The sequence below is a fragment of the Micromonospora sp. NBC_00898 genome (assembly GCF_045207895.1).
GTDB lineage: Bacteria > Actinomycetota > Actinomycetes > Mycobacteriales > Micromonosporaceae > Micromonospora.
The window spans coordinates 3,152,324-3,176,189 of sequence record NZ_CP108775.1; the positions used below are offsets into that span (position 1 = coordinate 3,152,324).

Annotated in this window: 27 protein-coding genes and 2 pseudogenes; 17 read left to right on the forward strand and 12 right to left on the reverse strand. The window is 67.9% G+C overall.

The window, feature by feature from the left end:
- Positions 1-278 precede the first annotated feature (278 nt).
- Positions 279-1,022 carry an SDR family NAD(P)-dependent oxidoreductase gene (locus OG799_RS15410; protein ID WP_406045716.1) on the forward strand — a complete coding sequence of 248 codons (744 nt, stop codon included), beginning with the start codon at positions 279-281 and terminating at the stop codon, positions 1,020-1,022.
- Between the two features lie 39 nt (positions 1,023-1,061).
- Here OG799_RS15410 and OG799_RS15415 read toward each other — a convergent pair whose 3' ends face one another.
- From OG799_RS15415 to OG799_RS15430, 4 genes and pseudogenes are all read right to left on the reverse strand, one after another.
- The gene (locus OG799_RS15415; protein ID WP_406045717.1) at positions 1,062-1,451 is read right to left on the reverse strand and encodes a tyrosine-type recombinase/integrase; all 390 of its coding nucleotides are present in this window, start codon (positions 1,449-1,451) and stop codon (positions 1,062-1,064) included.
- Between the two features lie 841 nt (positions 1,452-2,292).
- Positions 2,293-2,547: pseudogene (locus tag OG799_RS15420) on the reverse strand (IS5/IS1182 family transposase); the annotation flags it as partial.
- Between the two features lie 24 nt (positions 2,548-2,571).
- Complete coding sequence (locus tag OG799_RS15425; RefSeq protein ID WP_406045718.1) at positions 2,572-2,778, reverse strand: bleomycin resistance protein; 207 nt, start codon at positions 2,776-2,778, stop codon at positions 2,572-2,574.
- Between the two features lie 31 nt (positions 2,779-2,809).
- Positions 2,810-3,298: a VOC family protein gene (locus tag OG799_RS15430; RefSeq protein WP_406045719.1), complete on the reverse strand. Its 489-nt coding sequence runs from the start codon at positions 3,296-3,298 to the stop codon at positions 2,810-2,812.
- Positions 3,299-3,688: 390 nt separating this feature from the next.
- On the opposite strand from OG799_RS15430, the pseudogene OG799_RS15435 reads away from it, so the two are divergent.
- Together OG799_RS15435 and OG799_RS15440 are read left to right on the forward strand one after the other, a co-directional pair.
- Positions 3,689-4,246 (forward strand): annotated as a pseudogene (locus OG799_RS15435) (IS5/IS1182 family transposase); the annotation flags it as partial.
- Between the two features lie 244 nt (positions 4,247-4,490).
- Positions 4,491-4,670, forward strand: a complete 180-nt coding sequence (locus OG799_RS15440) for a hypothetical protein (protein WP_406045720.1) — start codon at positions 4,491-4,493, stop codon at positions 4,668-4,670.
- A gap of 55 nt (positions 4,671-4,725) precedes the next feature.
- On the opposite strand, the gene OG799_RS15445 is transcribed toward OG799_RS15440, so the two are convergent.
- Entirely contained in the window at positions 4,726-5,934 is a 1,209-nt protein-coding gene (locus OG799_RS15445; RefSeq protein WP_406045721.1) for a saccharopine dehydrogenase family protein, read from the reverse strand.
- Between OG799_RS15445 and OG799_RS15450 the strand changes: the two genes are divergently transcribed.
- Positions 5,893-6,849, forward strand: coding sequence for a helix-turn-helix domain-containing protein (locus tag OG799_RS15450; RefSeq protein ID WP_406045722.1), 957 nt, complete (start codon positions 5,893-5,895; stop codon positions 6,847-6,849). The genes OG799_RS15445 and OG799_RS15450 overlap by 42 nt on opposite strands.
- 253 nt (positions 6,850-7,102) lie before the next feature.
- On the opposite strand, the gene OG799_RS15455 is transcribed toward OG799_RS15450, so the two are convergent.
- Positions 7,103-7,678, reverse strand: coding sequence for an NAD(P)-binding domain-containing protein (locus OG799_RS15455; RefSeq protein WP_406045723.1), 576 nt, complete (start codon positions 7,676-7,678; stop codon positions 7,103-7,105).
- A 73-nt stretch (positions 7,679-7,751) separates the two neighbouring features.
- Here OG799_RS15455 and OG799_RS15460 point away from each other — a divergent pair, with 73 nt between their 5' ends.
- Together OG799_RS15460 and OG799_RS15465 are read left to right on the forward strand one after the other, a co-directional pair.
- The gene (locus OG799_RS15460; RefSeq protein WP_406045724.1) at positions 7,752-8,123 is read left to right on the forward strand and encodes an ArsR/SmtB family transcription factor; all 372 of its coding nucleotides are present in this window, start codon (positions 7,752-7,754) and stop codon (positions 8,121-8,123) included.
- Positions 8,124-8,642: 519 nt separating this feature from the next.
- Positions 8,643-8,891: an integrase gene (locus tag OG799_RS15465; RefSeq protein WP_406045725.1), complete on the forward strand. Its 249-nt coding sequence runs from the start codon at positions 8,643-8,645 to the stop codon at positions 8,889-8,891.
- 316 nt (positions 8,892-9,207) lie between these two features.
- Here the strand turns inward: OG799_RS15465 and OG799_RS15470 are convergent, their stop codons facing one another.
- The 3 genes from OG799_RS15470 to OG799_RS15480 form a co-directional block, all read right to left on the reverse strand.
- A complete protein-coding gene (locus OG799_RS15470; protein ID WP_406045726.1) occupies positions 9,208-9,996 on the reverse strand; it encodes a hypothetical protein in 789 nt (262 codons plus the stop codon).
- Positions 9,997-10,586: 590 nt separating this feature from the next.
- Complete coding sequence (locus OG799_RS15475; protein WP_406045727.1) at positions 10,587-11,030, reverse strand: OsmC family protein; 444 nt, start codon at positions 11,028-11,030, stop codon at positions 10,587-10,589.
- Between the two features lie 332 nt (positions 11,031-11,362).
- Positions 11,363-11,755 (reverse strand): hypothetical protein, encoded by a 393-nt coding sequence (locus OG799_RS15480; protein WP_406045728.1) that lies wholly within the window; start codon positions 11,753-11,755, stop codon positions 11,363-11,365.
- A 693-nt stretch (positions 11,756-12,448) separates the two neighbouring features.
- Between OG799_RS15480 and OG799_RS15485 the strand changes: the two genes are divergently transcribed.
- The 4 genes from OG799_RS15485 to OG799_RS15500 all read left to right on the forward strand — a co-directional run bounded on the left by OG799_RS15485 (position 12,449) and on the right by OG799_RS15500 (position 15,352).
- Positions 12,449-12,811, forward strand: a complete 363-nt coding sequence (locus OG799_RS15485; protein WP_406045730.1) for a cyclic-phosphate processing receiver domain-containing protein — start codon at positions 12,449-12,451, stop codon at positions 12,809-12,811.
- Between the two features lie 123 nt (positions 12,812-12,934).
- Positions 12,935-13,558, forward strand: coding sequence for a DUF1963 domain-containing protein (locus OG799_RS15490; protein WP_406045732.1), 624 nt, complete (start codon positions 12,935-12,937; stop codon positions 13,556-13,558).
- A gap of 206 nt (positions 13,559-13,764) precedes the next feature.
- On the forward strand, positions 13,765-14,562 hold the full coding sequence (locus OG799_RS15495) for a methyltransferase domain-containing protein (RefSeq protein ID WP_406044189.1): 798 nt from the start codon (positions 13,765-13,767) through the stop codon (positions 14,560-14,562).
- 274 nt (positions 14,563-14,836) lie between these two features.
- The gene (locus OG799_RS15500; RefSeq protein WP_406045733.1) at positions 14,837-15,352 is read left to right on the forward strand and encodes a DivIVA domain-containing protein; all 516 of its coding nucleotides are present in this window, start codon (positions 14,837-14,839) and stop codon (positions 15,350-15,352) included.
- A gap of 174 nt (positions 15,353-15,526) precedes the next feature.
- Here OG799_RS15500 and OG799_RS15505 read toward each other — a convergent pair whose 3' ends face one another.
- Positions 15,527-16,216 carry a DUF1062 domain-containing protein gene (locus tag OG799_RS15505; RefSeq protein ID WP_406045734.1) on the reverse strand — a complete coding sequence of 230 codons (690 nt, stop codon included), beginning with the start codon at positions 16,214-16,216 and terminating at the stop codon, positions 15,527-15,529.
- 863 nt (positions 16,217-17,079) lie between these two features.
- Between OG799_RS15505 and OG799_RS15510 the strand changes: the two genes are divergently transcribed.
- A complete protein-coding gene (locus OG799_RS15510; RefSeq protein ID WP_406045735.1) occupies positions 17,080-17,469 on the forward strand; it encodes a hypothetical protein in 390 nt (129 codons plus the stop codon).
- A gap of 4 nt (positions 17,470-17,473) precedes the next feature.
- On the opposite strand, the gene OG799_RS15515 is transcribed toward OG799_RS15510, so the two are convergent.
- Positions 17,474-18,529, reverse strand: coding sequence for an IS630 family transposase (locus OG799_RS15515; protein ID WP_406043999.1), 1,056 nt, complete (start codon positions 18,527-18,529; stop codon positions 17,474-17,476).
- Positions 18,530-18,648: 119 nt separating this feature from the next.
- Between OG799_RS15515 and OG799_RS15520 the strand changes: the two genes are divergently transcribed.
- From OG799_RS15520 to OG799_RS15545, 6 genes are all read left to right on the forward strand, one after another.
- The gene (locus OG799_RS15520) at positions 18,649-18,978 is read left to right on the forward strand and encodes a hypothetical protein (protein WP_406043997.1); all 330 of its coding nucleotides are present in this window, start codon (positions 18,649-18,651) and stop codon (positions 18,976-18,978) included.
- A gap of 54 nt (positions 18,979-19,032) precedes the next feature.
- Positions 19,033-19,518 (forward strand): hypothetical protein, encoded by a 486-nt coding sequence (locus tag OG799_RS15525; RefSeq protein WP_406045736.1) that lies wholly within the window; start codon positions 19,033-19,035, stop codon positions 19,516-19,518.
- Between the two features lie 390 nt (positions 19,519-19,908).
- A complete protein-coding gene (locus OG799_RS15530) occupies positions 19,909-21,111 on the forward strand; it encodes an MFS transporter (RefSeq protein WP_406045737.1) in 1,203 nt (400 codons plus the stop codon).
- Positions 21,112-21,412: 301 nt separating this feature from the next.
- Entirely contained in the window at positions 21,413-21,787 is a 375-nt protein-coding gene (locus OG799_RS15535) for an ArsR/SmtB family transcription factor (RefSeq protein WP_406045738.1), read from the forward strand.
- Positions 21,784-22,290 (forward strand): SRPBCC domain-containing protein, encoded by a 507-nt coding sequence (locus OG799_RS15540; RefSeq protein WP_406045739.1) that lies wholly within the window; start codon positions 21,784-21,786, stop codon positions 22,288-22,290. Before OG799_RS15535 ends, OG799_RS15540 begins: the two co-directional genes overlap by 4 nt.
- Positions 22,278-22,841 carry a dihydrofolate reductase family protein gene (locus tag OG799_RS15545; RefSeq protein WP_406045740.1) on the forward strand — a complete coding sequence of 188 codons (564 nt, stop codon included), beginning with the start codon at positions 22,278-22,280 and terminating at the stop codon, positions 22,839-22,841. The genes OG799_RS15540 and OG799_RS15545 overlap by 13 nt, the downstream gene beginning before the upstream one ends.
- 387 nt (positions 22,842-23,228) lie before the next feature.
- On the opposite strand, the gene OG799_RS15550 is transcribed toward OG799_RS15545, so the two are convergent.
- Entirely contained in the window at positions 23,229-23,663 is a 435-nt protein-coding gene (locus OG799_RS15550) for a hypothetical protein (RefSeq protein ID WP_406045741.1), read from the reverse strand.
- Positions 23,664-23,866: the final 203 nt, after the last annotated feature.

Genomic DNA, 23,866 nt, shown 5'->3' on the forward strand with positions numbered 1-23,866 from the left:
CATGCTGGCGGTGCTGGTCAGAGCGGGGAAAGGGCCAGGGTTGTGCGACCGGGCAAGCGCCCATGTAGTAGCGCACGGTGTGCCCGCTGACCCGGGTACGCCGAGCGGCCACGGCGATGCAGGCCCGTTGCTTGGGGGCGGAGCGAGCGGGCCCGGGGATACCGGCTGCGGCTTGACTTCGAGCCCGCACGAACTCCTAGCGTCGTGGTCGTGAGCTTCCACGCTGCTGAAGAGCACGGCTGGCGAGCGCGGGTGGGTCGTTCGTGGGGGGTGTTCCGATGAGGGTGCTGGTGACCGGCGGGACGAGTGGACTGGGACTGGCCATGGCCTCCGCCCTGGCCACGGCGGGAGCGACGGTCGCGCTGACCGGCCGATCCGGCCAGCGCGCGAGCTCGGTCGCCGCCGACCTGCCCGGGGCGGTCGGCATCGAGCTGGACGTACGGGACGAGTCGTCGGTGGCCAGGGCGGTCGACCAGGCGTGGTCGCGGCTCGGCGGCATCGACATGCTGGTGAACAACGCCGGGATCGGCATGCGCACGGTCAACCCGCGCTTCATGACCCACCCCCAGGGCTTCTGGGAGGTGCCGGTCGACGGCTTCCGTGCGCTGATCGACACCAATCTGACCGGCTACTTCCTGGTAGCGCGCGAGGTCACGCTGCGGATGCTGGCCGCCGGCGGCGGCCGCATCGTCAACATCTCCGTGAGCCACTCGACCATGCACCGAGCCGGGTTCGTCCCCTACGGGCCGTCGCGTGCCGGCAGCGAGGCGCTGTCCCGGATCATGGCCGCCGACCTGCGAGACGCGGGCGTCAGTGTCAACCTGCTGCTGCCCGGGGGTGCGACCGTCACGGGAATGCTGCCCCTCGACGCCGTACCCGAGGGCCAAGGGTTCCTGGAGCCCGCGGTGATGGGCCCGCCCATCGTCTGGCTGGCCTCCGACGACGCGACCGGCGTGCATGACGAACGCATCGTCGCCGTCGAATTCGAGCGCTGGCTGCGCGACAGGACCGGCAGACGGTGAGGCGGGCCTGACGGCCGTACTCTCGACTGATACGACCGATTAGGCGGCGGGTCTCAGCCGGCGGACGACCGGGTCGGGGCCGTCGGGTTGGGTGGCTTCCCAGCGGCGCTGCCGCGCGTCAACGAGATTGTTGATGATGGGTTCGGTGACCTGGCTGTAGATGCCTCGCACGCCGGCGAGTCGGTGTCCGAGGCGGCGGGCTTGGGCGATCTCGGGGATGCCGTCTTCGATGAGCCAGGTCTTGTGGGTGTGTCGGAGGTCGTGGAAGTGCATGCCGGGCAGGATCGGTGGGTTGCCGCGTTTCGGGTCACCGGCGATGGCCGGGGTCCAGGCACGGCGGTTGAAGTTGGAGCGGCGCTGGTGGTAGCCGCGGGCGCCGGGGAACACGGTGTCGTGGGTGTGTTGGGACTGCCCGGCAGAGGAAGACACCGCCCATCACAGTGAGGACCTCGCCGAGTCCCCATGACGTGGGCTCGCCGGTGAACGGATGGTCGCCCGCATAAAGCTCGATCAGGAGGACACCCAAGCCGAAGGTCAGGAACCACGCACCCAACCCAGCATCCCGCTTCGGAGTCGTCGACCCGCCCGTCTTGGTCATGGCCGGGACAGTACGTCGAACAGCATCCGGCGTACAGGTCGACTCGTCCGTCGCCCACCAGGTCACCGCCTCGATCAAGGCGGTGACCTCGCCGTATGCCCGGCAGCCGATGGCCGGATGGTCAACATTGGTCGCCGTTTGACGCCCCACTCACGTCCTGACGCCCTGGAAACGCCCTGCCGTCCCGATGCTGCGTTGACCCACCCGCCCGTCCGACCGGGCACGCGACGGGCACACCTGGGCGGAGCGGACCGTTAGCTTGGGAATCTCACAAGATCGGCTCATGGGGTCGCGCTACGCCTGTTCGACGCGCCCTCAGGTGGCCTGGTTTGACCTCCGGTGACATCACCTTGTGGCGCGTGGATGGCCCGTGGTTTACGCCCGCCCGGAGCCACGTTACGAGATCAATTTGCACCGTGTGCTTGCCTGGCCAAACCTCGACTGAAGTGCCCAAACCCCTCTCGGCATCTCAGCCTCAGCAAGTAGTGGTCGAGCTGCTCACACCCGGCAACTGACGGGCCGGAAGCGCTCGCCGTCGAGCACCGGCCCGATGTCACTCGCTGCGACCTCGGCGGCGATGTCGACGTCCTGCGGGTAGCCGTACCCGACTAGCTCTGGCCCGCTGGCGCACTCCCGCAATGCATCGCCGATGCGCGACGCCACGTGACCGTATGCGGCGGCCAGGCAAAGACAGAAGTCGATAATCTTCGCGTCGCGTTCGGTACAGCGGCGGATCTTGCCGTAGCCGTTCATCCACGAGTTCGTGCGCTCCACCACCCAACGTTTGCCGACCTGGATCGGCGCGGGCACGCCCTTGCGGGCGATCTCGCCGTGCAGGCCCAGTTCGTCGAGCAGGTCGCGGGTCGGGGTGTTGTCGTAGGCGCGGTCCAGGTGCATGGTCGCGTCGTCGGGCATCGGCCCGGTTCTTCAGTTCAGATACCGGTGCGGGCGTCAAGCGGGTGAGACGACAACGTGCTTGACCTCTGCCATGTAGCGCCCGGCGGCCGCGGAGGCATCGTCCGGGGGGTTCCCGGTTTCGCGCGCACGCATGTACGCCGCGTACCAGTCCCACCAGTCGTGCGGTGGGGCGACCGCCTCAAACGAGCCGTGGTGTTCGGCCGTCTCATGCAGGAGCTGCGCAAGATCTTCAACATCCATCAGTCAAAACCTCCTCGGTCGTGCGGACTCGTCACCGTCCGGGTTGCCGCTCCTTGACCTCCTGCAGCAGCCACCCGTTGCCGTCCGGGTCGGTGAACGAGGCGAATGAGGCGTAGCTGCGACGGTCTGGGGCGGGGCCGTCCACCCGTTCTTGGTCGCCGGTGTCGTAGACGTTGTGGTAGACCTCGCTCACCTCCACGCCCCTGCTGATCAGGTCGGCGCGGGCTTGATCGATGTCGGAGACCACGAGGTACGTGCCCTGGGCAGTGCCAGGCGCCGCGGGGGTGAGCCCGCGGCCGAGGTGGATCGAGCATGCCGACCCCGGCGGCGTGAGTTGCACGATCCTGAACTTCGGGCCGGCCTCGTAGTCCGCATCGAGCCGCCACCCCAATCCCTCGTAGAAGCGCAGGGCGCGGTCGACGTCAGCCACAGGGATGACGACGACCTCGAGCTTCATGGGCGCGGTCGGCTCCTTGATGACGTCCGTTGCGCCGTCCTGATCTTCCTGCGGGGTGCTCATGTCGACCTCCCGTGACGGATGCCCGGTTCGGTTCATGGCCCTTGATGAGCCTCCACCGGCCGCGGACCCGAGCGCCGGCTCCGGGTCATCCGTGGACCGGCTGATACGACAATTGTGGCTTGCCGGACACCGCCGATGAGGGCTGTTGGCGCGACGCGCTCCCTCCTCGGCAAACGCCCGTAGCTGCGTGGTCTCTGCCTTCGGCGGGCTTCCGCCCGGCGGCCGCCTCACGACCCTGACCGCGTACGAGCACCGATCCCTTGAAGTTGATCGTTTAAGAGCGACCGGCAGTAGGCGCCGATTCGGACAGACGACTGGTCGGGGGCAGCAAACAGGCACCGGATCTATCGATCATGGAGTTCTCTACGCTCAGTGATCGACAGGAGTCCCGTGCCTGCCCTGCCATCATCGCTGTTGAACCCCGTCTGGGTCGAGTTCGCCGCGGTACTTCCACAGCGGCCGGAGTTCGACCCGGCCCATCCGCTGGGCTGCCACCGCCGCCGCATCCCCGACCGCGTCGTGTTCGAGCACGTCATCGACGCCCTGCTCCACGGCTCAAGCTACGAACGCATCGCCACCGTCGGATGCTCGGACCGCGCCATCCGCCGCCGGCTCAAGGACTGGGCAGCGGCCGGGATCGGCGAGAAGGTCCACGCCCTGGCCCTGGCCGCCTACGACCAGATGATCGGTCTGTCGTTGCAGGACCAGGCCGTGGACGGAGCGATCACCAAGGCGCCCTGCGGCGGCGAACGGGCCGGCCGATCCCCGGTCGACCGAGGCAAAGGCGGCTTGAAGCGCTCCACGCATGTCGAGGGCGATGACATACCCCTGGGTGTGGTGTCCGCGCCGGCCAACCGGCACGACAGCCCACTGCTGCGCCCCACCGTCAAAGCCGCAGCCGCGCAGGTCGGGCCGATGCCCGAGGGCGCGACCATGCACCTGGACCGCGCCGCCCTCGTCACCGTACGTCAACTCATCCGCCGCGCCCGAACGCTCTACCGGTAGGACACCCGCCCCACCACCCGACGCCTCAAGTAGCACCTACTGCCGGTCGCTCTTATCCGTGTGCCGTCGCTCAACTGGTTGCCGCATTGGGCGTGGACGGCGGCGGATCTCCTCGTCGGGCAGTCGTAGACCGTCCAGCCTCTCCGGACGGGGACAAGGTGGAGCGCCGGGCAACAGCCCGCGCCGGATGCACCGAGAGGAGATCAATCACCTGGTACAGGCGCTCGATGACATCGCTGCCGTGCTCCGCGACGCCGACCCCGCTGACAAGGCCGAGGTCCACCGGCAACTCGGCCTCCGGCTCACCTATCAGCCGGGAACGCAAACGGTGCGCGCTGCAGTGGATCTCAGCGCGCACCCGTCGTGACGGTGCGGCACGCCGACATTGGGGACTGTCTGGGCTGTCACTTGTGGCTGGGCGATCAGGAGAACTGTGGCGCGCGAGACTCGTGGCGCGGTTCGAGCGAGATGTGCGCGGACAGCGCGCGGAGGAAGTCGGGCGCGTCGAAGATCTTGCCGGCGGAGGCGACGCCGCTCGTCCTCGTCTGACTGCCGAGAATGCGATGGACCGCTTCGACCGCCAGCGGTGCGCTGATGGCGTAGATGTCCTGGCCGCTGGCGACGACGCGTCGTTGCGTGTCGCCGGAGCGCACGATGACGTCGACGGTGAACGTCTGCGCGGATCGGCCGCGCTCGTCGACAGCAGTCGGTGCGGGTGTGTCTGGAGCGGCCAGGTCCTTGGCCGCGTCGGTGGTCATGTACGTGCGCACCTCGGGGATGGACAGGTGGCTGGGGACGGTGACGACGTCGGCCATCGTGAACTCGCCGAGGACGGTCCGGCGGCCAATCGGAGCGGGAAAGTCCCATTCCAGGGTCGGCAGGTCACACTCGTCGACGTAATACTCCAGCCGGCCACCGGTGTAGCGGACACGTTGGCCATCGCGCCGTTCCCGGGAGACGGTGCCGGAGGCGAGGGTCCCAGCCGTGGGGTGCCAACTGCTCAGTCCGTACGCGATGTGCGCCTCGTCGGCCGCCATCCAGTCGCCCATCGCCGTCGTGACGAGCAGATCGCCGAGTCCGCCGAAGAAGGCCATCGCCGGGACCACCGCGACGCCTGCGGTCTGAGCGCGGGCGGTGAAGTGCGTGAACGTGTCGAGGTTGGCCTCGATCTCGGCCGCCACATCCACGTACGGGACCCCGGTGCGCAGGGCGGCCTCGATCACGGGGGCCACGGTCGAGGCGAACGGGCCGGCGCAGTTGATGACCGCGGCCGCGTCCTTCAATGCCTGGTCGAGCGAGGCCGGATCGTCGACCGACGCCACCCGGTATTCGAGCCCCGGATGCGACGCCGCCAGCGCCTGGAGCTTGCCCGCGTCGCGACCGAGGAGAAGCGGGACGAACCCGCGATCGCGCAACTCCGTCACCACGAACCGCCCGGTGTGTCCGTACGCACCGAACACCGCCACGGTCTGACCCGAACCCATCTGCAGTTCCTCCGTGCTCCTCGAAAGATCGACTAAGGACAGCCTCCCAGCAGCGGCCGGCCACGGACTAGTGTCTGGAACGCCATGCCCCATACAATTTCGGACATGGCCACTATCGCGCTCGCCGCCACCGACGGGATGCCGCACTTCGAGCTCGCCATGGCCTGCGAAGTCTTCGTCCGCGACCCCTCCGGCCTGGCAGACCCGTGGTACGACCTCGTGGTCTGCGGCCCGGGCCCGGTCCGGATCGGCAGATTCCGTATGGAACCTGACGACGGGTTGGACCGACTCGCCCGCGCCGACACCGTGATCATCCCTGCCGTGGAGGACATCGACGCGGACGTGCCACCCGACCTGCTCGACGCCGTCCGCGCGGCCCACCAGGCGGGCGCTCGGATGGTCTCGCTGTGCACCGGTGCGTTCGTGCTGGCCGCCGCCGGGGTGCTGGACGGGCTGCGCGCGACAACGCACTGGGCCCACACCGAGGCGTTGGCCGCCCGCTATCCCCGGGTGAAGGTCGACCCGGACGTGCTCTACGTCGACAACGGCAACGTGCTCGCCTCTGCCGGCAAGGCCGCCGCGACCGACCTGTGCCTGCACCTGATCCGCCGCGACCACGGCTCGACGGTCGCTAACGCCGTCGCCCGCCGCCTCGTCGTGCCGCCGCATCGCGCCGGCGGCCAGGCCCAGTTCGTCACCACCCCGGTGCCCGCCCGCGACGACCATCCCCTCGCCAACCTGCTCCCCTGGGCGATGGAACGGCTGAACCGTCCGCTGACCGTGGAGGACCTGGCTCGCCAGGCGAGTATGAGCTCGCGCAACCTGGCCCGCCACTTCAAGTCGGTAACAGGCACCACCCCGCTGCAGTGGCTGTCAACGCAGCGGATCCGCCGGGCCCAGGAGCTGCTGGAGAACACCGACAACAGCATCGACGCCATCGCCCGGGCGGCTGGCATGGGAACCGCCACGACGCTGCGCCGACACTTCAACCGCACCGTCGGTGTACCACCGGACGCCTACCGTCGCACCTTCCGCAGCGCCTGGCCCTCGGCCTCGGCCTGAAACTCATCTACGAGCCAGAAACAGAAACGGTGCACGCCATCATCGACCTTGGCGCGCACCGTTGGGGTTCGGTTGGTGTCCGAGGGGGAATTGAGCATTTCCGCGTAGCACCCAATACACAAATGGGTGCTCATGCGCTAAAGCCTAGCACCTCACAATGCGTAAACACTACAGCCGTGAGCTACCCACGAGGACCCTATGGCGCAACTAACGCAGTCAATTCGACTCCCCTGCGCCAATGGCAGCGCAGTCGTCAATCCAGCCAGGGAGAATGAGGCTCCGACGGGCAGAGTCTGCACTGGAGTTCGCGCCGCGAGACAGCAATGGCGGCAGCGAGGCGCTGACGCCATTGCCGAGGGCGATACGGAGCCGTTGGGCGCGGCTCCCTTAGGATTTGACTGGCTGGCGCCCGTTGTTGCCCGACCCCGGAATCTTGAAACTGGCGTGCCGCGCCGTGCGGCGATGCGGAGCCACTCCCCCACCAAGCCGCCTGAAGCGAGTCAGATTGGCTGGTCGGGATGTCGGGCACGTACGGGCACTCCCACGTACCGGTGGCGGAAATGACGTACCGGGCCAGCCATCTCCCGGCGTCGGTCTCCACCGCCAGGCGCTCCCCGGCTCGCCGCACCTCGTGTACCCGGACCGGCCGACGCACCCTCAGGTCGTACCGCTGCTCGTAGGCCCGTAGGTAGTCCACGACGTGCCCGGCGGTCGGGAAGTCCTCGCCCTCCCGCAGATCATCATGCCGAGTGGCCCAAGATCCGCGCCACGCTGCGCCGATGCCGACACTCGCCCATCCGGGCTGCGGGCACGGCCGGGACGGGTCCACACGGCTCCCTACCCGCAAACTGACGGTGACCCGGTCCCGGTTCCACCGGCCTATCGATGGTGTTGGTGGAACGATGGCAGACGTGGGAATTGCGAAAACTGCTAAGCCTGCTATCTCGCCGCTTGCTGGCGAGCCGATCAAGCGTGCCGATGCCCAGCGGCTCGCGGGAGTGCTGAAGGCATTCGCCGACCCAGCCCGGCTGCGACTGCTCAGTCTCATCCAGTCCGCTCCGGAGGGCGAGGCGTCCGTGAGTGACCTCACCGCGCCGCTCGGGCTCTCCCAGCCGACCGTCAGTCATCACCTTCGGATCCTCACCGAGGCCGGCCTGCTCGAGCGCGAGAAGCGCGGCGTCTGGGCGTACTACCGGCTAGTGCCGTCCGCGATCGCGGCGATCGCCGACCTGTTGACGCCGCCCCGCAAGCGGGCGACGAAGAAGGCCCGCTGAGCGGCACTGTCGAAGCCGCTTCTCACCGTGGCGATACCGGACCAGGCGTCGGTAGGGAGCCGGTGCGGCAGGCGTCTGCGGAATACCGACCGACTGTCGTCGCGGCGGGCGCACGGCGACCGGAGACGCGACCGCACCAGCCACTGCTCAGCGACACGCTTCCGGTACGACCAGTGCGGTTTGCCGATAGGCTGGCGGGCAGTTGGGGCTTATTGTCCCTCTTTGTACCGGGGGTGGTCGTGCCCGTCCTGCAGTTCTTCAACTCGCCAGCCGGTCGGGTCGCACGGGTCGTCCTCGGGTCGGTGCTCATCGGTCGGGGTGTCGTTGGGCGGTTGGTGGTGGCTGCTGGCCTTGCTGGGCCTGTTGCCGCTCGCCGCCGGGCTCTTCGACCGCGCGATACCTGATCCGCGACCGCGACGGCAAGTACCCGGCACTGTTCGACGCGATCCTGGCCGACAGCGGCATCACCGTCGTGCGCAGCGGCGTTCAGATGCCACGCATGAACGCGATCATGGAACGTTGGGTACGCACCTGCCGCGCCGAGATGCTCGACCGAACCCTGATCAGGAACCAGGGCACCTGATCCGCGCCTTGCGCGAATACGAGGACTTCTACAAGGCCCACCGTCCACATCAGGGGATGGCCAACGCCCGGCCAACGGCGCCGCTGCCCGAGCCAATCAGCGACAAGGACGAACTCAACCAGCTTCGCATCCGCCGCCGAGACCGCCTCGGCGGCCTCCTACACGAGTACGAACATGCCGCCTGACCAGCCCGGACGTAATTCTCGGCAGGTACAACGCGCTGCCCAAGCCGATCCCCGAGCCGGACGCCACGACCCGCCTCGACATACGACGCCGCGACCGCCTCGGCGGCATCCTCCACGACCGGCATGCAGCCTGGCCGGATGGCATTTTCGGCAAGCGCAGCGTCGGATGCGCCCCTTTGCCGGGTCAACCCCGGGCCTGCTCAGGATCCGCAAAGGGGTCCTGCGGGACCGGGAACTGCACGGTCGGAGCCGTATGATGGCCGGGCGCGCTGTAGACGGTCGGGGCAACACGTGTTTGCGCCCCGTGGCCACCGGCCTACCTCGACATTCCGTCGTCGGCGATCTGGGTGGGCGCGTGAACACCGAGCGGCTGCGTCGGGCATGTCGGCTGGCCGTACCGTTGCGGCTCGTCCCAATCGGTCTCGACTTCGTGAGGTCCGCGCCGCCACAGCAGCGTGCCGATCACGCCGATTCCGCTGAGCAAGAGCAGAGCGCCAATGGTGTACGCCAGCCACATCAGCGAGCCACCGCCGCCGCTTGACGAGCTGCCGACGTTGAGCGATGGCTGGTCCGTTGGCGCTGCTCCGACGTCGGTCGCATCGGCCGCGATCGGCGTATCGCTAGCCGTAGCGCTCAGAGTTGGAGTCGGCGTTGGATCTGGCTGAGTCTGGGTCGACTGTCCCGCTGCCACGATCGTGGACTGATACGGGCCGGCGGAACTGACGCCCCCGTCGCTTCGCTTGGGCTGCACTTGTACTGAAAGCGTAAGCCCGGTGCTGGGGATCTTCTTGTTAAAGGACAGCTGATACTGGATGTTCACGCCGTCGCCGGGCGGCAGCGCCAGCATCCCGAAGTCGATCTGATCGTTTGCCGTGACGACACCGTTCTGCACACCGTGCTGGGTGAACGTTCCGACGCTGTGTGGTCCGCCGAGAACGCGCTGACGCTGGAGGTGGACCAGGTCTCCGACGAGACCATTCGCCTGAAGGACGAACGACACATTGAGGTACCGGAGAGTCTCCTGGGTTTGGTTAACCACATGCAGAGTGAAGGGCTCGGGGTCGCCTCCGCCGTGAAACTGCGCGGGCATGTTGTCGATGCTCACCTGGCAGCATCGATCGCCGCCAGCGAATGCCGGCGACGCCACTGCGAGGGCCGGGGTCAACACGGCGATGAGCAGGCCTAGTAGGGTCGTCATCATGCTGCGATTGAAGGGCTTACGCGGCATATGTTCGATCCTTTGGGGTACGTGCGCCGACGCCCGCCGTCGGCAACCGGCCACGGTACGTCGATGCGTGACGCCAGGCAAGCCGAGAACGCAGACAGTGTCAGGGTCGGCGTACCCGTAAAGTCACGTCAGGCGGAGCGCTCGGCTCGTCGTATCCCTGGCAACTTTTCTTGCGACCGCGACGCTGAGCGCCCTCGCCGGCTGCGGACCATCGACCGTGGCGCCCCACACCCGACGGCTCCCCACCCGCTCCCCGATCTGGCCCCAGATGGACCGACACGGTCAGCCGGAACAGTCTGCCTAACGCGGGCCGTCCTCCCCGCGGCAGGACGCGAGCGATCCGACGGCGAGTAAACGGAAGTGTCAGCGAGAGTGATGTGGTTTGGTGGTAGCGGCACATCGAGAAGCACCAGCATTTCGCCCGCGGGGTGATCGAACGCCTCGCCGCCCGTCAACCCCCGGAGACCTCAGTCTCCGGTGGAGCCGGCAGCCTCGACGATCGAGACGGGAGTGCCAAGTTCGACGGTACGGGAGACGGTGCAGAGCCGTTCGTGCGACTGCTGCAGCGACCGGGGCAGCGCCTCGCGCGCCCTGTCGCCGCCCGCGCCCACCGGGAACGTCACGGTGAACTCGACCCTGAGGTTCTGCATCCGGTTTCCTCCGGCCTCGTCCCGGATCTTGTCGCCGGTGACCTTGACGGAGAACTGGGTCGGCTCGGCACGGCGGCTGGTGATGTGGTCCACGTCTATCGCAGTGCAGCCGCCGATGGCCGCCAGAAGCAGTTCCACCGGCGTGAAGCTGCCGTCCTCGCCCGTGCCCATCGACATCGATCCGCCGCGGACATTCCGCACGACGTACTTTCCCACGCTGGTGCGCTCGAGCTCCACCGAGCGGAAGGTGTCCTCACTCATGACAGGGAAACTACCCAGGCCTTCTGGTCCCCGCCGCCCCGGCCTGGTCGGCCGATCGGCCCATCCTGAACCGTCGAGACCGCCATATCAGGACAGCGTCGACCAGAAGTGCCGCGCCGGCGAGCGCGAATCCCGCACGCGCGCCTACCGCCTGCGCGACCTGAGCGAGTGGGATCGCGGGGCGCGCTGCACTCGTTGGTGAACAACACCGTGTGGATGGCAGGCAACTACGGTAGGTCAACCTCGTGTTGTCGCCGGTTGACCACTTCGAGTTCCCCTAGTAGGTCAGGCGACCTCCCTCGCCCGTGTCCCACGAACGCGGGTGGCTAGGTCTAGGCCGCCCAGAAGACGGTGCACTGGCCGGCTCCTGCGGCGGCGTCGAAGAAGACCACGAGCGCCTCGTAACGATCGGCGAGGATAAGCTCGATGTTCCGCACGGTCACGTCGGACATGCGAACCTGCGCGGCTTCCTCGGGCGAGAGCGGCTCCAGGTAATGGGGTGACGCAGGATCGAGGTTGACCAGGATTCCCTCCTCTTCCTCCAGCACCTGCCGCAGCTGAGGTCTCAAGACGTCGAACGGAGTCTGGCTCAGGTGCGCCGCCGCCCGGGCGACCTCCTCGACCGTCAGGGACCGGGAATCGGCTCTCGCGCCCCAGGACGTCCGCTCATCCGGATAGAGCGAGCCGGCGGTGACCGGGTTGATCGGGAAATGCGCCGCGTCCATGAGGGCGGCGAGTCTCCCATGCCCGCCCCAGGTCCAGTCGACCCGCCTCCTCGAAGTCCGACAGACGGACGTACGCGTCGCCGGGATCGGCCCGAACCGCCTCCATCACCTCGGGATCGAGTCGCACGAAGTCGCCCAGAACACTCACCGAACGTCACCCCTCTACGACTCGACCGCTCGCCGCACCACGCCCGATCCTCCCGCCGACAAGGAGGGGGAACGGTCAGCCCATCGCCTGGTTGCACAAGGAAGCCCTACGGGGGCGGTCAGCTCATCACCGGCGTCCGCGCCCCGGAACCCTTGGTGGAACGTGTCATCCACGGTGAGCCACACGCACAGTGCCCATCAACGGCTTGCGCACTTCGAAACGACCCAGGAAGCGCTGGTCAGTCAACTGTAGACGGTGCACCGGCCGGAGATTGGGATCCAGCCGCGCGTCGACGGCGGCACCCAATCCACCCGAACGGACGGATACGCGGCCTGGACCGACAGCCAGAGACCAGCCGGGACAGCCTGCCTAGCGCAGGGGCGTCCGCCCTGCGGCACGGAGCAAGCCACCCGACGTTGGGTATGGACGGTGACGAGTGCATCGCGGACGCCGCGCTTTGTCAGCGGCAGAAGAATGCGCCCGATGTCCGAGGTGATCGTCCCCGGGCCTTCGGATCTCCCGACGAGGGGCGGCACGATGGTCCCGTGGACGGCGGCAAGCTTCGGCGAATCGTTCTGGTAGACGACCTGCGCTCCTTCGTTGATGGCCGTAGTGCCGAGGTGTCGCGCAGCAGCGTTGCCGGGGTCGCCCTCCTCGAACGCCACCGCGACGAGCGGCTGGACGAGCTGTGGCTTGGTCACGACCTCGGTGAGGCCGACACGATCTGGCCGGTTGTGGAGGTGTTGGAGCGTGCGGCCTTCGAAGGGCGTCCGTTCGACATCGGCGTCGTCCATGTCCACTCCGCCAACCCGGCCGGTGCGGGCAGGATGGCTCGGGCTCTGCAACGTTGGGGCTACCGCGTCCGGATCGCATCCGGCTCCGCAGCAGTCGGCTATCTGAATGATTAACCGAGAGTCTCAGTGTGGATGGGCTTCGCGCAGTCAGCGACGAATCAGTGAGTCTTGTCAGCCCCGCCGAAGAACGGCATTCGTCCGACCGCTTGTTCGAAGGGCGCCGCGTACCCTGCCCGCGTGGTGAAGCTGATGATCTACGCCGGCGCCGCGGCAGCAGACGCGTCGGAAACCCGTACGGGCGGAGTCCCGCTCACGCCGCCAGAGTTCGAGTGGCCTCGGTGCCGCGAGTGCGAAGGGCCGATGCAGTTCCTGCCTCAGATTTGCCTTGCTGACGCCGATCCCGGCAGTGCCAGTCTGCTGTCGGTTTTCATGTGCCAGAACGAGCCGGGGCTCTGCGACGAATGGGATGCCGCCTCGGGCGGAAACAGCGCCTTCGTGTTCGGGTCCGATGCCACGCGGGCCGCCCCGGTACCCGATGACGGCGTCACGCTGCTCGACGAGACGTCCGCGATCGGCTTCGTGCAGATCGAGGGGGACGACTATCTGGGAGCGCGGGACCGTTGGGCTCGCGAGACCGGTCGGTCCTGGCCGGAGGTGCTGGGCCAGGTCGGTGGTCGGCCGGCGTGGCTGCAGAACGACGAGACGCCCGACTGCGGCGTCTGTGATCAACCGATGTCGTTCGTCGTGCAGCTTGAGGAAGGACACGATTACCGAACCTCGGCGAACTTCGGCGGCGGTGGCTGTGGTTACGGATTTCGTTGCCGATCCTGCAGCGACGCCGCGTTCCTTTGGCAACGATGAAGCGACCGAGGCCGATCCAGGACCGTCACCCAGGGCAGCGCAGAGCGGGCACGCGACGGTGGCACCGCCGCACAGCGCGACGCGGCAGTGCCTGAACTACAGCAGGCGCACGGTCGGCGGCAGTTGAGCGCGTTGCTCCGCTCGTCGGCCACACGCTCCGCGCGGCGTGGCGGAACCTGGACATCAGCGAGAGGGATGATGCGGACATGGCCGATGACAGCGGTTATCTGCTCGACAATCAGCAGGCGGAAGCAGGGACTCGCTTTGGCGCCCTGGCGGCGCTGTTCAACCCTTCCACGTTCCGGCACATCGACGCGCTTGGCATCGCGAGAGGCTGGCGGTGTTGGGAAGTCGGCGCTGGCGGCCCCAGCGTGCCGTCCTGGCTCGCCGCGCGCGTCGGCCCGGCGGGGCACGTGCTTGCCACCGACATCAACGTCTCGTGGATGACCGCTGTCGCCGACGCCGGCTACGAGGTCCGCCGCCACGACGTCGGTGTCGAGCCGCCGGCAGGGGATGGATTCGACCTGGTGCACGCGCGCCTCGTCCTGGTGCACGTACCACAGCGTGCCACGGCGCTGGCCGCCATGATCTCGGCTCTGCGGCCCGGCGGCTGGTTGCTGGTGGAGGAGGCCGACCCGATGATGCAGCCGCTGGTCTGCCCGGACGAGTCGGGTCCGGCCCAGCAGTTGGCCAACAAACTCAAGCGCGACTTCCGCACGCTGATGGCTCAGCGTGGGGTCGACCTGTCCTACGGGCGCACGTTGCCTCGGTTGCTGCGCGGCGCGGGACTCGTCGACGTCGAAGCCGACGCCTTCTACCCGATGACCGGCGCTGCCTGCACCCTGCTGGAGCAGGCCACCGTGGCGCAGATCCGCGACCGGCTGGTCGCCGCCGGCCTGGCTACCAACGAAGCAGTCGACCGGCATCTCGACAACGTCGCGGCGGGGCTTCTCGATCTCGCCACCTCGCCCATGATCTCGGCCTGGGGCCGGAAACCTGCGTGAACCGCGCGGAAATCCGTACGATCGTCCACCGACACTGCTACGGGTCCCGCCCCCACATCCTCGTCTCGGCACATGACAGCGCACGGCGCCAAGCGCTACCAACGCGCGGACAGCGGCAGATCCGGATATTCGATTGTCCGCCACTGGGAACTACGAGCTCGGCCGATCCAGCGCCCCTCGTGCGCCGGGACCTTCCGTCGGGGATCGACCCGGGTTGACTCGTTCGTCATGCTGGAACCGGAAGCCCCACGCCCGCACCACACGAGGAGGACCGATGTACAAGCCGGCCAAGACTGCCGCCGTCCTTTTCGGGCTCGGCGTCGGCGCCACGGTCGGTCCGTCCCTCGGGCCGGCCGCCGTCTGGTCCGGCGTCGCCATCGCTGCGCTCGGCGTCGCGCTCTCCCTGGTCGGTACGACGGAATCCGATCTCGTCGGGGACGGCCTGGTCGACGGCGACGAGGACGCCGGGGTGGCAGGCGACGGGACGACCACAGGAACCGCGGTCGTCGCGGAACGACGACGGCGGAACCGGCAGCGGCCAACCCTCAGCGGCCTGGGCACCCGGGTAGAACAGATCCTCAAACTCGCCGAGGAACAGGCCGACGACCACCGCGCCGAGGCGCGGCTCGAAGCCGAGGGGATCGTGACCGCCGCCCGACGGGAGGCGGAGGCGATCCTGAACCGGGCGCACGAACAGGCGGCCGGGATCACCGGCACCCACCGGGATCTGTCTCCTGTACCGCCCACCCGGGCGCCATCACCGGACGAAGATCCGAGCCCTCATGCCTGACGGAAGCGGAGCCACCGGGCGGATCACGATTGTCAGGCGGGCCGCCGAAGACCGACCGGCGCAGCCGGAGGATGAACGCCGTAAAGGATGCACTCCGAGGGTTTCTGGAGTTGTCAAGACCGGACCAGCGGTGCACCCTTTCATCGGCACGTCCGGATGTATGCACCCGGGCGTTCACCTTCGTCGCCGGTATCGGGCCGGCCCTGACCTTCGTTCGCGCCCGGTCATGAGCGACCGCGCGCGGAGCGCCGTGTGATGCAGTCCCGGGCAAGGCCACCTTGCCTCTCGCCCCGGCTCAGGCCCACGGCGGCGGCTCATAGCAGGACGAACGAGAAGTCCCTGTGAGTTCTGCGGTTCAGCGGAATGCCGATCTTGACGCGGCGAGCGATCTCCCCGCGGCTGATGCCCAGCCCCTGGGCGATGAGCCGTTCGGGGCGAAGGGGCCACGGGGTCGTCGAAGATGACAGAAACCTGGACGGGCCAGCGGCTTTCGGGAGGGGACGGGGCGAGCAGTTCCCAGCATGAGTCCCACTCCAGGGCGAACCGGTTGCGCCGGGCGATCAGCGGGTCGAGAAGGACGCGGGCGACGAGGGCAGAGGAGTTGCCGGAGTAGCGCTCCAGAAGGATCGGATCCAGGTACCGGACCGGGAAGCGATCGTGAACGGTGATTTTGCTGATGCGGTCGCAGGAAACGCAGGCGACCAGGAACCAGATGTTGAGGAGTTTGCCGTTGGCACTGACGCGGAACTTCCCGTCGCCAGTGCTGGCGAGGCCGGAATGGCAGTGGACGCAGCGGAACCCGAGCAGGGGAAGGCGCGTGCGCCGAACGGTCCAGGACAGCACGATATGAGGACGCGTAGACATGATCTCTCTGAAGACCTGACGGAAGGCACGGGAAAAGAGCCGACGGCGACGTCGGCGACCGATGCACGGGGAAGATGTCAGGTCTAAAGAGCAGGCGGCGTCACGCGGGGTGAAGTCCTCTCGTGAGCGGGTCGGAGAAGAAGATCCAGTTACAAGGTAGGGCGGGACGGGCTGGCGAGGCCACCCATTTTTGTCCTGGTACCGAGCACTGAGGGGCGGGGTCGGCGAGCTGGGCGTCGACCACGCGCCGATCGCCGCCGCGGCCCCTTTCTGCCGTATTCCGGCCGCCCCCCGTGGACTTGTTCCTCCCGCTGGCCTTCGCCCTGTCCTTCGGCAGCCTCGCGGGGACGACCGCCGCCTACCGGCCGCGGCGGATTGGTGAACAGGGAGGATAGGAGCAGCCGCCTCGAAAGCCCGAGCCCGGACATCCGTCGTCGTCACGGCGGCGCTCGCATCGCGGCTATGAGCGTGCACCTGACCTTGCAGGCCGCGCCTGCGCCTTTGGTCATAGACGATGGTCGGCGGAGTTCCCGTTGCCTCCACTACTTGAGCGCATTGACGGCCCCGGCCGACACCGACATGAGTGGCTCATCGACGCTGCCCCGGCTACGGCTTCTCGGTCGGTTCCCGGTGTATCCACCGCCATACGTCCGTTCGGAGCGCGACGCGTTCGACCTCGACCCGCCCGTACCTGAGGTTCACCTGCGGTCCGTGATGGCCAGCTACGAGTTCCACCGACCGGCCGCTACCGCTGGCAGAGCCGCCAGTGATCTGCTGGCCTGATGGCGGAGAGGCATCAGGCAGGTCGCCCCGGAGCTAGCTAGGGGCACGTGGTCTCGTATCGCACGGATCGACGGCACCGGATGGAGTTGCTGATGCAGAGGACAGCCACGGCCTCGGTGGCGGCGCTCACCGCCCCTGTCCTGGGACTTGCCGGCGGAATTGCGGTGGTTATGACGCATCCAGGCCACGCAAGCCAGCTGTGGTTGGTGTGGGCGCCGCTAGCGGTCGCCCTGAGCACCTCCGCAGCAGCTGTCCTCGTTTACGGGCTCCGTCGCTGGACCGAACTCGCTGCCTTGCATCCGGTGCGCGTGCGCGACGTGGCGGTACCGGTGGCGGCGATCGCGACCATAGGCGTGGTGGCCATCAACGTCACGCGGGTCCTCCCCGAGCGAGCCCACGCGAACGCGACCTGGCACAACGGACTACTTGTCTCGCTCGTCGTCCTAGTGCAGCTCCGCGTTAATCCTTGAGGGATCAGGCTGCTTTGAGTGGTCGGCCGTCGTAGGTCCATCGGAAGGGCTTGGCGGTCCGGTTGTAGACGGTGACGAACTTGTCGATCCGGTCGGCGAGGTCTTGTTGGGAGGTGAACTCGCCTCGGCGGAGCAGCCGGCGGGTCAGGATCGAGAAGAACAGCTCGGCCTGGTCCAGCCACGAGGCGTGGGCGGGGGTGTAGTGCGGCTGGAACCGGGGGTGGTCCCGCAGCCACTTGCGGGTGGCCTTCGAGGTGTGTGAGGAGCCGTTGTCCAGCACGAGGTGGATGGTCAGTGTCGGGTCGATGCGCTGGTCGAGCCTGGTCAGGAAGTCGATGAAGGTATCTGAGTTGTTGCGGCCAATGCGTTCGGTGTGGACCTGGCCGCTGTGGACATACAGGGCTGCGATGATCGAGACGGTGCCGTGGCGGACGTACTCGAACTCGCGGCGGGCGATTCGGCCCGCTCGGCAGGGCTGGTCGGGGTGCTTGCGGCTGCGGGCGGCGATCGCGGTCTTCTCGTCAACGCAGATGACCACGGATCCGTCGGGTCGGTGTAGGTACAGGTCGCAGACCTCGGCGGCCTTGGTAAAGAAGGCCGGATCCGGGCGGCGGGTCAACCAGCCGCGCACCCGGTGGGGCTTGAGGTCCAGATCGGCCAGGATCCGCCCGATCTGGGAGGCGCTGATCCCGTCTTCGTGCAGGTGCTCGGCCAGCAGCCGATGCGACCATACGGTGTCCGCCTCGGGCAGCTCGCTGGTGACGGCAGCCACGATCCGCAGGTGCGTGTCCGGGCCGTAGATCGGGGGTCGTCCCGGGCGTAGCCGGTCGCCCAGCCCGGCCATTCCGTGTTCGGCGAACCGCCCCCGCCAGGTACGGACCGTGGACTCCCTGATCGACAGGTCCCGGGCGATCGCGGCGTTGGAGGCGCCGTCGGCGGCGGCCAGGACGATGCGGGCCCGTTGGACGTCGCGCAGCGGGGCGGTCCGCGATCGCGCCAGGGCCTCCAGCCGGGGACGGTGTTCAGCGTCGATGACCACGCTCCGGGCGCGGGGCGGCATAGGAGTGACCTCTCCGCGTGACCGGCCGGGGGATGATCTCGGCCACGCGAAGAGGATCTGTACCAACGCCGACGGGAGCCACGCGGTGCGACACACCGTGGTCGGGCACGATGAACGGCATGGTGCGACCGACCGACGCCGTCAAGGCCACCCTCGCCGACCGGGTGGAGACACACCGGGCGGCCCGCTGGCCCCAGTTGACCCGACTCGTGGTGCGCTTCCGCGGCGATTACGCCTACATCGACGCCGACGAGGATGGTGACATCTGGCCCCTGTGCCGGCTGCGCTACACCGGCAGCGCCGACCGGTGGGGCTTCGCCATCCACCTGGCCAGCCGCGACGGCTACGAGGACTCGTTCCTACCCAACGGCCAACCCGTTGGCACCCCCGAAGAGGCCATCGACTGCGCCTGCGGCCTCTACCTCGGCGACCCCACCGCCTGGTCCTGACCCCTCAAGGATTAACGCGGAGCTGCACTAGCGAGCGCTCCTGCGGGGGGAGTCATGTACGGCGTGCGGCACGTGGCATCCACCTGGCCGGTTCCCAACACGCCAGGCGAACGAGTCGTCCTGCTCCTTGCGCTGCGCCGGCTGCTGCGGCGACTCCTGGCCGCAGTCGGAACCCTGGTAGCGCTAGTGACCTTCCAGTTCGGCGCGCTCATGATGTTGGAGAAGAGCACACATCTGCCGCTCGGTGATCTGCCACCTCAGTACACGCTGGTCTTCGGCGGGATGGGTTCACTGCTGGTGGCGCTGGCCTACGTGCCGGGCTGGGCAGCTCTACAACGTCGCGGACAAGAACTGTGTGAGCACCTGTTTCCGATTGGGGACCTCAACGACGGGCAGACGATCTTGAGCCGGGTGTCGGACAGCCAGAAGATGGAGCAGATCCTCGGGGCAGATCGAAGCGTCCTGGCCGACCTTCAGAATGGCCTGGCAATACCCGCGCCGCTTCTGGCGGGCGCGGCCGCCACACTTCTACCGCATTAGCGGCTGACCGCGGGATGCCGCTCGGCGGACGCAGCCTTCGCCCTCAGAGTCGGAAACGCGGTCCCCCCGGCCGAGCATCGCATACATCAAGACCACACACCTGTACATCGGCACGGGCCTGCGCCACGCCCTGCGGGCGGCCCTCGTCGGTGCGTTGTTGGCAGCGCGCGGGGCGCGGCAGATCCGGATGTCGCTTCTTGGCTGGACGGCTTGGCCGGAGGTTGTCGGTCGATTAGCCCCTGATGATAGTAGTCGATGCATTGCCGGTGGGGCATGCCGCAGTGCGATGGTGAAAAATGATTTTGACAACGGAGATATTCTGATCCTCCGTACTTTCGGCGGACCGTGAGTCGCGAGGGGGCCCTGCCCTCTCGACACTCAGGAGCCGCAATGCGCCGGGCGCCCGCCCTCTCCTTTCTCCTCGTCACCGTCTTCCTCGACATGCTCGGGCTCGGCCTGATCGTGCCGATCGTGCCGGCCCTGATGACGGCCGTCACCGAGGACGCCACCGCCGCTGTCCGCTGGTCCGGCCTGCTCGGCTCGATCTACGGGCTGCTGCAGTTCGTCGTCTCGCCGCTGCTCGGACGGCTCTCCGACCGGCACGGCCGGCGTCCCGTCCTGCTCGCGTCGCTGACCTGCCTCGGCGTCGACTGGCTGGCCCACGCGATCTCACCCAGCCCTTGGACACTCTTGCTGTTCCACGCCCTCGCCGGTGCGTGCGCGGGTACGAACACCGTGGTTAACGCGTACATCGCGGACGTCACGGAACCCGAGTCGCGGGCCCGCGCGTACGGGCTGATCGGCGCAGCGTTCGGGCTCGGCTTCGTCGCCGGCCCGACCATCGGCGGCCTGCTCGGCGCCGTCGACGTACGCCTGCCGTTCTTCGCCGCGGCCGCGCTGTCCTTCGCCAACGTCGCGTACGGCTGGTTCGTTCTGCCCGAGTCGCGGCCCGAAGACGGGACGACCCCGCTGACCCTGCGGATGGCGAACCCTGTCGGCTCCCTCGCCGTCGTCCTGCGCCGGCCGGTGCTCGGGAGGCTCGCGTACGCCCACTTCTGCGCCGACGTCGCCCGCATGACCCACCAGTCGATCTGGACGTTCTTCCTCACGTACCAGTTCGCGTGGAACACCGCGCACATCGGCGTCGTGATGGCGGCCAGCGCGCTCGCCGGCGCGGTCTTCCAGGCCCGGGCCGTCGGCCCGGTCGTCCGCCTGCTCGGCGACAAGCGTGCCGCAGTGGCCGGCAGCCTGCTCGGCGTCGCGTCGCTGGTAGGTACCGCGTTCGTGTCCGTGCCGTGGATGCTCTACGTCCTGCAGGCGGTCGGCGTGCTCGGCTCGGTCGGCGGTGCGGCCGCGCAGTCATGGATCTCTCGCAGCGTCCGGGCCAACGAGCAGGGGACCGTGCAGGGCGCGCTGACCGGAATCGGTGCCGTTGCGGAGACCGCGGTGCCGGTTGCGGCCGGCGCGGCGTTCGGGTGGTCGCTGGCGTACGCATCACCGGGTTTGGTCTTCGTCGGTGCGGCCGCTTTCGGGGCCGTGTCGGCGCTCCTGCTGGCCGCAACGCCCGATGTCCGGACAGTACCGCTCAGATAAACCGTCGCGGCCAATGCGCCCGTCTCAGGATGCACAGGATCCCGAGACGAGCGCCCGGACGACCGGAACGCATGGCCACTCGACGCACTCTTCTCGGCACGTCAGGATGCCCCATCCCATGCCGGCCGGCCACGCTCCGTGACGCTCGGTCCGCGGCAGAAGCGGACACCGTCTTTCCGCAGGTTGTTTGGCAGCATGTCAGCGCTGGTGGCAGGACCGAGCCTGCCCGGCGACTCATCCGTTGACAACATCACTCGCGTCTCATACGCTTAACACGGTGGTTAAGTGAAGGGAGCTTCCGATGGCTGGCACCGATCAGCTCAGCGCGGTGTTCTCGGCGCTGTCCGACCCGACTCGACGGGCGATCGTCGCCGAGTTGGCCGCACGCGACGCCACGGTCACAGAGCTCACCGCTCCTCTGTCCATCTCGATGCCGGCGGTGTCACGGCACCTGAAGGTGCTCGAGCGCGCCGCGCTCATCTCGCGGTCGCGGTCGGGCAAGTGGCGCGCGAGCCACCTCGAAGCTGCCCCGCTGCGCGAGGCGGCCGACTGGATCGAGCGCTACCGGCGGTTCTGGGACTCGTCCCTCACCCGCCTCGATGCCCACCTCGCCGCGGTGCAGGCCGCCGGACGGGCAACGGACCGGATGGCCGACGACCCCAGGGAGCTCGAATGAAAACGGAAGCTCCGCAGCTCGTCATCTCGCGTGTGTTCGACGCGCCGCGGGAGCTCGTCTACCGAGCCTTCACCGATCCCGACCACCTAGCGGCGTGGTGGGGCCCGACCGGCAACTCACTACCGCGCGACGAGATCGAGTTCGACGTACGCCCCGGCGGCTATCAACGGTGGACGGAGGTCAATGCAGCCGAACCCGAGCTTCGCGTGCACATCCACGTCGACCTCACCGACGTCGCCGACGGCGAACTGCTCGAAGGCGTCATGCACGTCAGTGGCCGGCTGCAGGAGGGCATCGAGCCGTTCGAGACGAGACTCCGGATCGAGTTCCACGACGAGGCCGACGGACGGACGCGACTCGAGATCCGCCAGTGGCTCCCCGAACGCCTGGCGCGCCCCAGCGAGGAGGGTTGGCTCCAAGCGTTCACCAAGCTGGACGCCACGCTGATGAATGTCCAGGCTGGTGCAGCTAATCATCGAGAGGTAGAGGCATGGCGAAGCTGATTTACGTGACGAACGTGTCGCTTGACGGCTACATCGAGGACGAACGCGGCGCGTTCGACTGGTTCCCAATCGACGACGAGGTATTCGCGTTCACCACCGACCTCCTGCGGTCTGTGGGCACGTTTCTCTACGGGCGGCGCCTGTATGAAACGATGGCCGTCTGGGAGACCGACGCCGCTCTGGCCGCGCAGTCCGACCTCATGGCCGACTTCGCGAGCGCCTGGCAGGCGGCAAGCAAAGTCGTGTACTCCACGACCCTTCCCGCGGCGTCAACTGCCGACACCCGACTCGAACGCCGTTTCGACCCCGCCGCAGTACACGAACTGAAGGCCACGGCCAGCAGCGATCTCACCGTAGGAGGTGCCAACCTCGCGACGCAGGCTTTCAAGGCCGGGCTGGTCGACGAGTGCCAGCTGTTCATCCTGCCCATTGTCGTCGGCGGGGGCAAGCCAGGGCTGCCGACCGGCATGCGCGCCGACCTTGAGCTCCTCGATGAGCGCCGATTCCGAAACGGCGTCGTACACCTCCGCTACCGCCCTCTCGGGCAGTGAACGACAGCCCTGTCCGATCGCCGGCGGCGCTTGCATGACAGGCGGAGCGCTGACGACTGATTCGGCCGGATGAGGTCGCCCGTCACGAACTCGGGTTGCGTCAAGTCGCAGTGTGCGGAGACGTCAACCGCCCCGTCGGGACGACGGTGGCGACAGCGAACCTCAGTCCGGGGAACGCCCCGAGAACTACCCCCTTCGTCTATCCGTCGGGCATGCCAGCCGCACGCTGGTCGACCGCTCCCGACGCAACCGCTCATCGGCAGTTCCGGATGCCGTAGCCACGCAGACCGCGGGCACGGACGGTGACGAGCCGACCAGCGGCCGGCGCGCCTTGACAGCGGTATCTGAGGATGTCGCCCGACAGTGACGCGCCAGCTTGGCGATCAATCATTGAAAAACTACGGCCACCCAAGCACACGGCACGACGGCCGCGGCCAAGGCGACCATGATACTGACGACAAGGGAGACCCGCCCGCCCCAGTACCTGTGCCATATGAAAGCCGCCACCGCGGTAAATCCGAATGCCACCACAAGAACCTGCGGCATCGAGAACGCGACAGCAAGACCCGTCATGCCTTCCGGTCCGTCGCGGTCGTCGACGAGCATGAAGATGAGAATCCCGGCCGCAAGCCAGCCCGCCAGAGCGAGCAAACTAGTCACACCCAAACCGACTTCTGCAAGGGGATGCTCGCCCCAGTTGAACCTACGCCGCGACTCGCCGCTTCGCAGGGCCGACGATGTTTGTGCTGGCTGGACGTCCGCCGCCCGCTCGTCGTACGAGCCGGGGCGGAGCTGGATGGGCTCCTGACCTCTGTCGGTCACGCCACCATGTTCGCTCAGACCCTGGGGCCGCTGTCAACGCCACGTTAGATGCAGCTCCAGGCCGTCTGGCGCTTTCTCCGTGGCACGACCGCCCTCTCGGCGGCCATGTGCGGGCGTTACCGCGCGGTGGCCGATGGCGGGAGGTAGGAGTGTGACCCTGCGGCCGCGCAACTGCGTCTCCCGCCGAGCGGATACCAGCATGT

What these genes read in the sequence shown, in the direction of transcription:
- OG799_RS15410 (WP_406045716.1), top strand. Translation starts at nt 279, where the DNA reads ATGAGGGTGCTGGTGACCGGCGGGACGAGTGGACTGGGACTGGCCATG.
- OG799_RS15425 (WP_406045718.1), bottom strand. Translation starts at nt 2,778, where the DNA reads ATGGATGTTGAAGATCTTGCGCAGCTCCTGCATGAGACGGCCGAACAC.
- OG799_RS15430 (WP_406045719.1), bottom strand. Translation starts at nt 3,298, where the DNA reads ATGAGCACCCCGCAGGAAGATCAGGACGGCGCAACGGACGTCATCAAG.
- OG799_RS15440 (WP_406045720.1), top strand. Translation starts at nt 4,491, where the DNA reads ATGCACCGAGAGGAGATCAATCACCTGGTACAGGCGCTCGATGACATC.
- OG799_RS15450 (WP_406045722.1), top strand. Translation starts at nt 5,893, where the DNA reads ATGGCCACTATCGCGCTCGCCGCCACCGACGGGATGCCGCACTTCGAG.
- OG799_RS15460 (WP_406045724.1), top strand. Translation starts at nt 7,752, where the DNA reads ATGGCAGACGTGGGAATTGCGAAAACTGCTAAGCCTGCTATCTCGCCG.
- OG799_RS15475 (WP_406045727.1), bottom strand. Translation starts at nt 11,030, where the DNA reads ATGAGTGAGGACACCTTCCGCTCGGTGGAGCTCGAGCGCACCAGCGTG.
- OG799_RS15480 (WP_406045728.1), bottom strand. Translation starts at nt 11,755, where the DNA reads ATGGACGCGGCGCATTTCCCGATCAACCCGGTCACCGCCGGCTCGCTC.
- OG799_RS15495 (WP_406044189.1), top strand. Translation starts at nt 13,765, where the DNA reads ATGGCCGATGACAGCGGTTATCTGCTCGACAATCAGCAGGCGGAAGCA.
- OG799_RS15500 (WP_406045733.1), top strand. Translation starts at nt 14,837, where the DNA reads ATGTACAAGCCGGCCAAGACTGCCGCCGTCCTTTTCGGGCTCGGCGTC.
- OG799_RS15505 (WP_406045734.1), bottom strand. Translation starts at nt 16,216, where the DNA reads ATGTCTACGCGTCCTCATATCGTGCTGTCCTGGACCGTTCGGCGCACG.
- OG799_RS15510 (WP_406045735.1), top strand. Translation starts at nt 17,080, where the DNA reads ATGGAGTTGCTGATGCAGAGGACAGCCACGGCCTCGGTGGCGGCGCTC.
- OG799_RS15515 (WP_406043999.1), bottom strand. Translation starts at nt 18,529, where the DNA reads ATGCCGCCCCGCGCCCGGAGCGTGGTCATCGACGCTGAACACCGTCCC.
- OG799_RS15520 (WP_406043997.1), top strand. Translation starts at nt 18,649, where the DNA reads ATGGTGCGACCGACCGACGCCGTCAAGGCCACCCTCGCCGACCGGGTG.
- OG799_RS15525 (WP_406045736.1), top strand. Translation starts at nt 19,033, where the DNA reads ATGTACGGCGTGCGGCACGTGGCATCCACCTGGCCGGTTCCCAACACG.
- OG799_RS15530 (WP_406045737.1), top strand. Translation starts at nt 19,909, where the DNA reads ATGCGCCGGGCGCCCGCCCTCTCCTTTCTCCTCGTCACCGTCTTCCTC.
- OG799_RS15535 (WP_406045738.1), top strand. Translation starts at nt 21,413, where the DNA reads ATGGCTGGCACCGATCAGCTCAGCGCGGTGTTCTCGGCGCTGTCCGAC.
- OG799_RS15540 (WP_406045739.1), top strand. Translation starts at nt 21,784, where the DNA reads ATGAAAACGGAAGCTCCGCAGCTCGTCATCTCGCGTGTGTTCGACGCG.
- OG799_RS15545 (WP_406045740.1), top strand. Translation starts at nt 22,278, where the DNA reads ATGGCGAAGCTGATTTACGTGACGAACGTGTCGCTTGACGGCTACATC.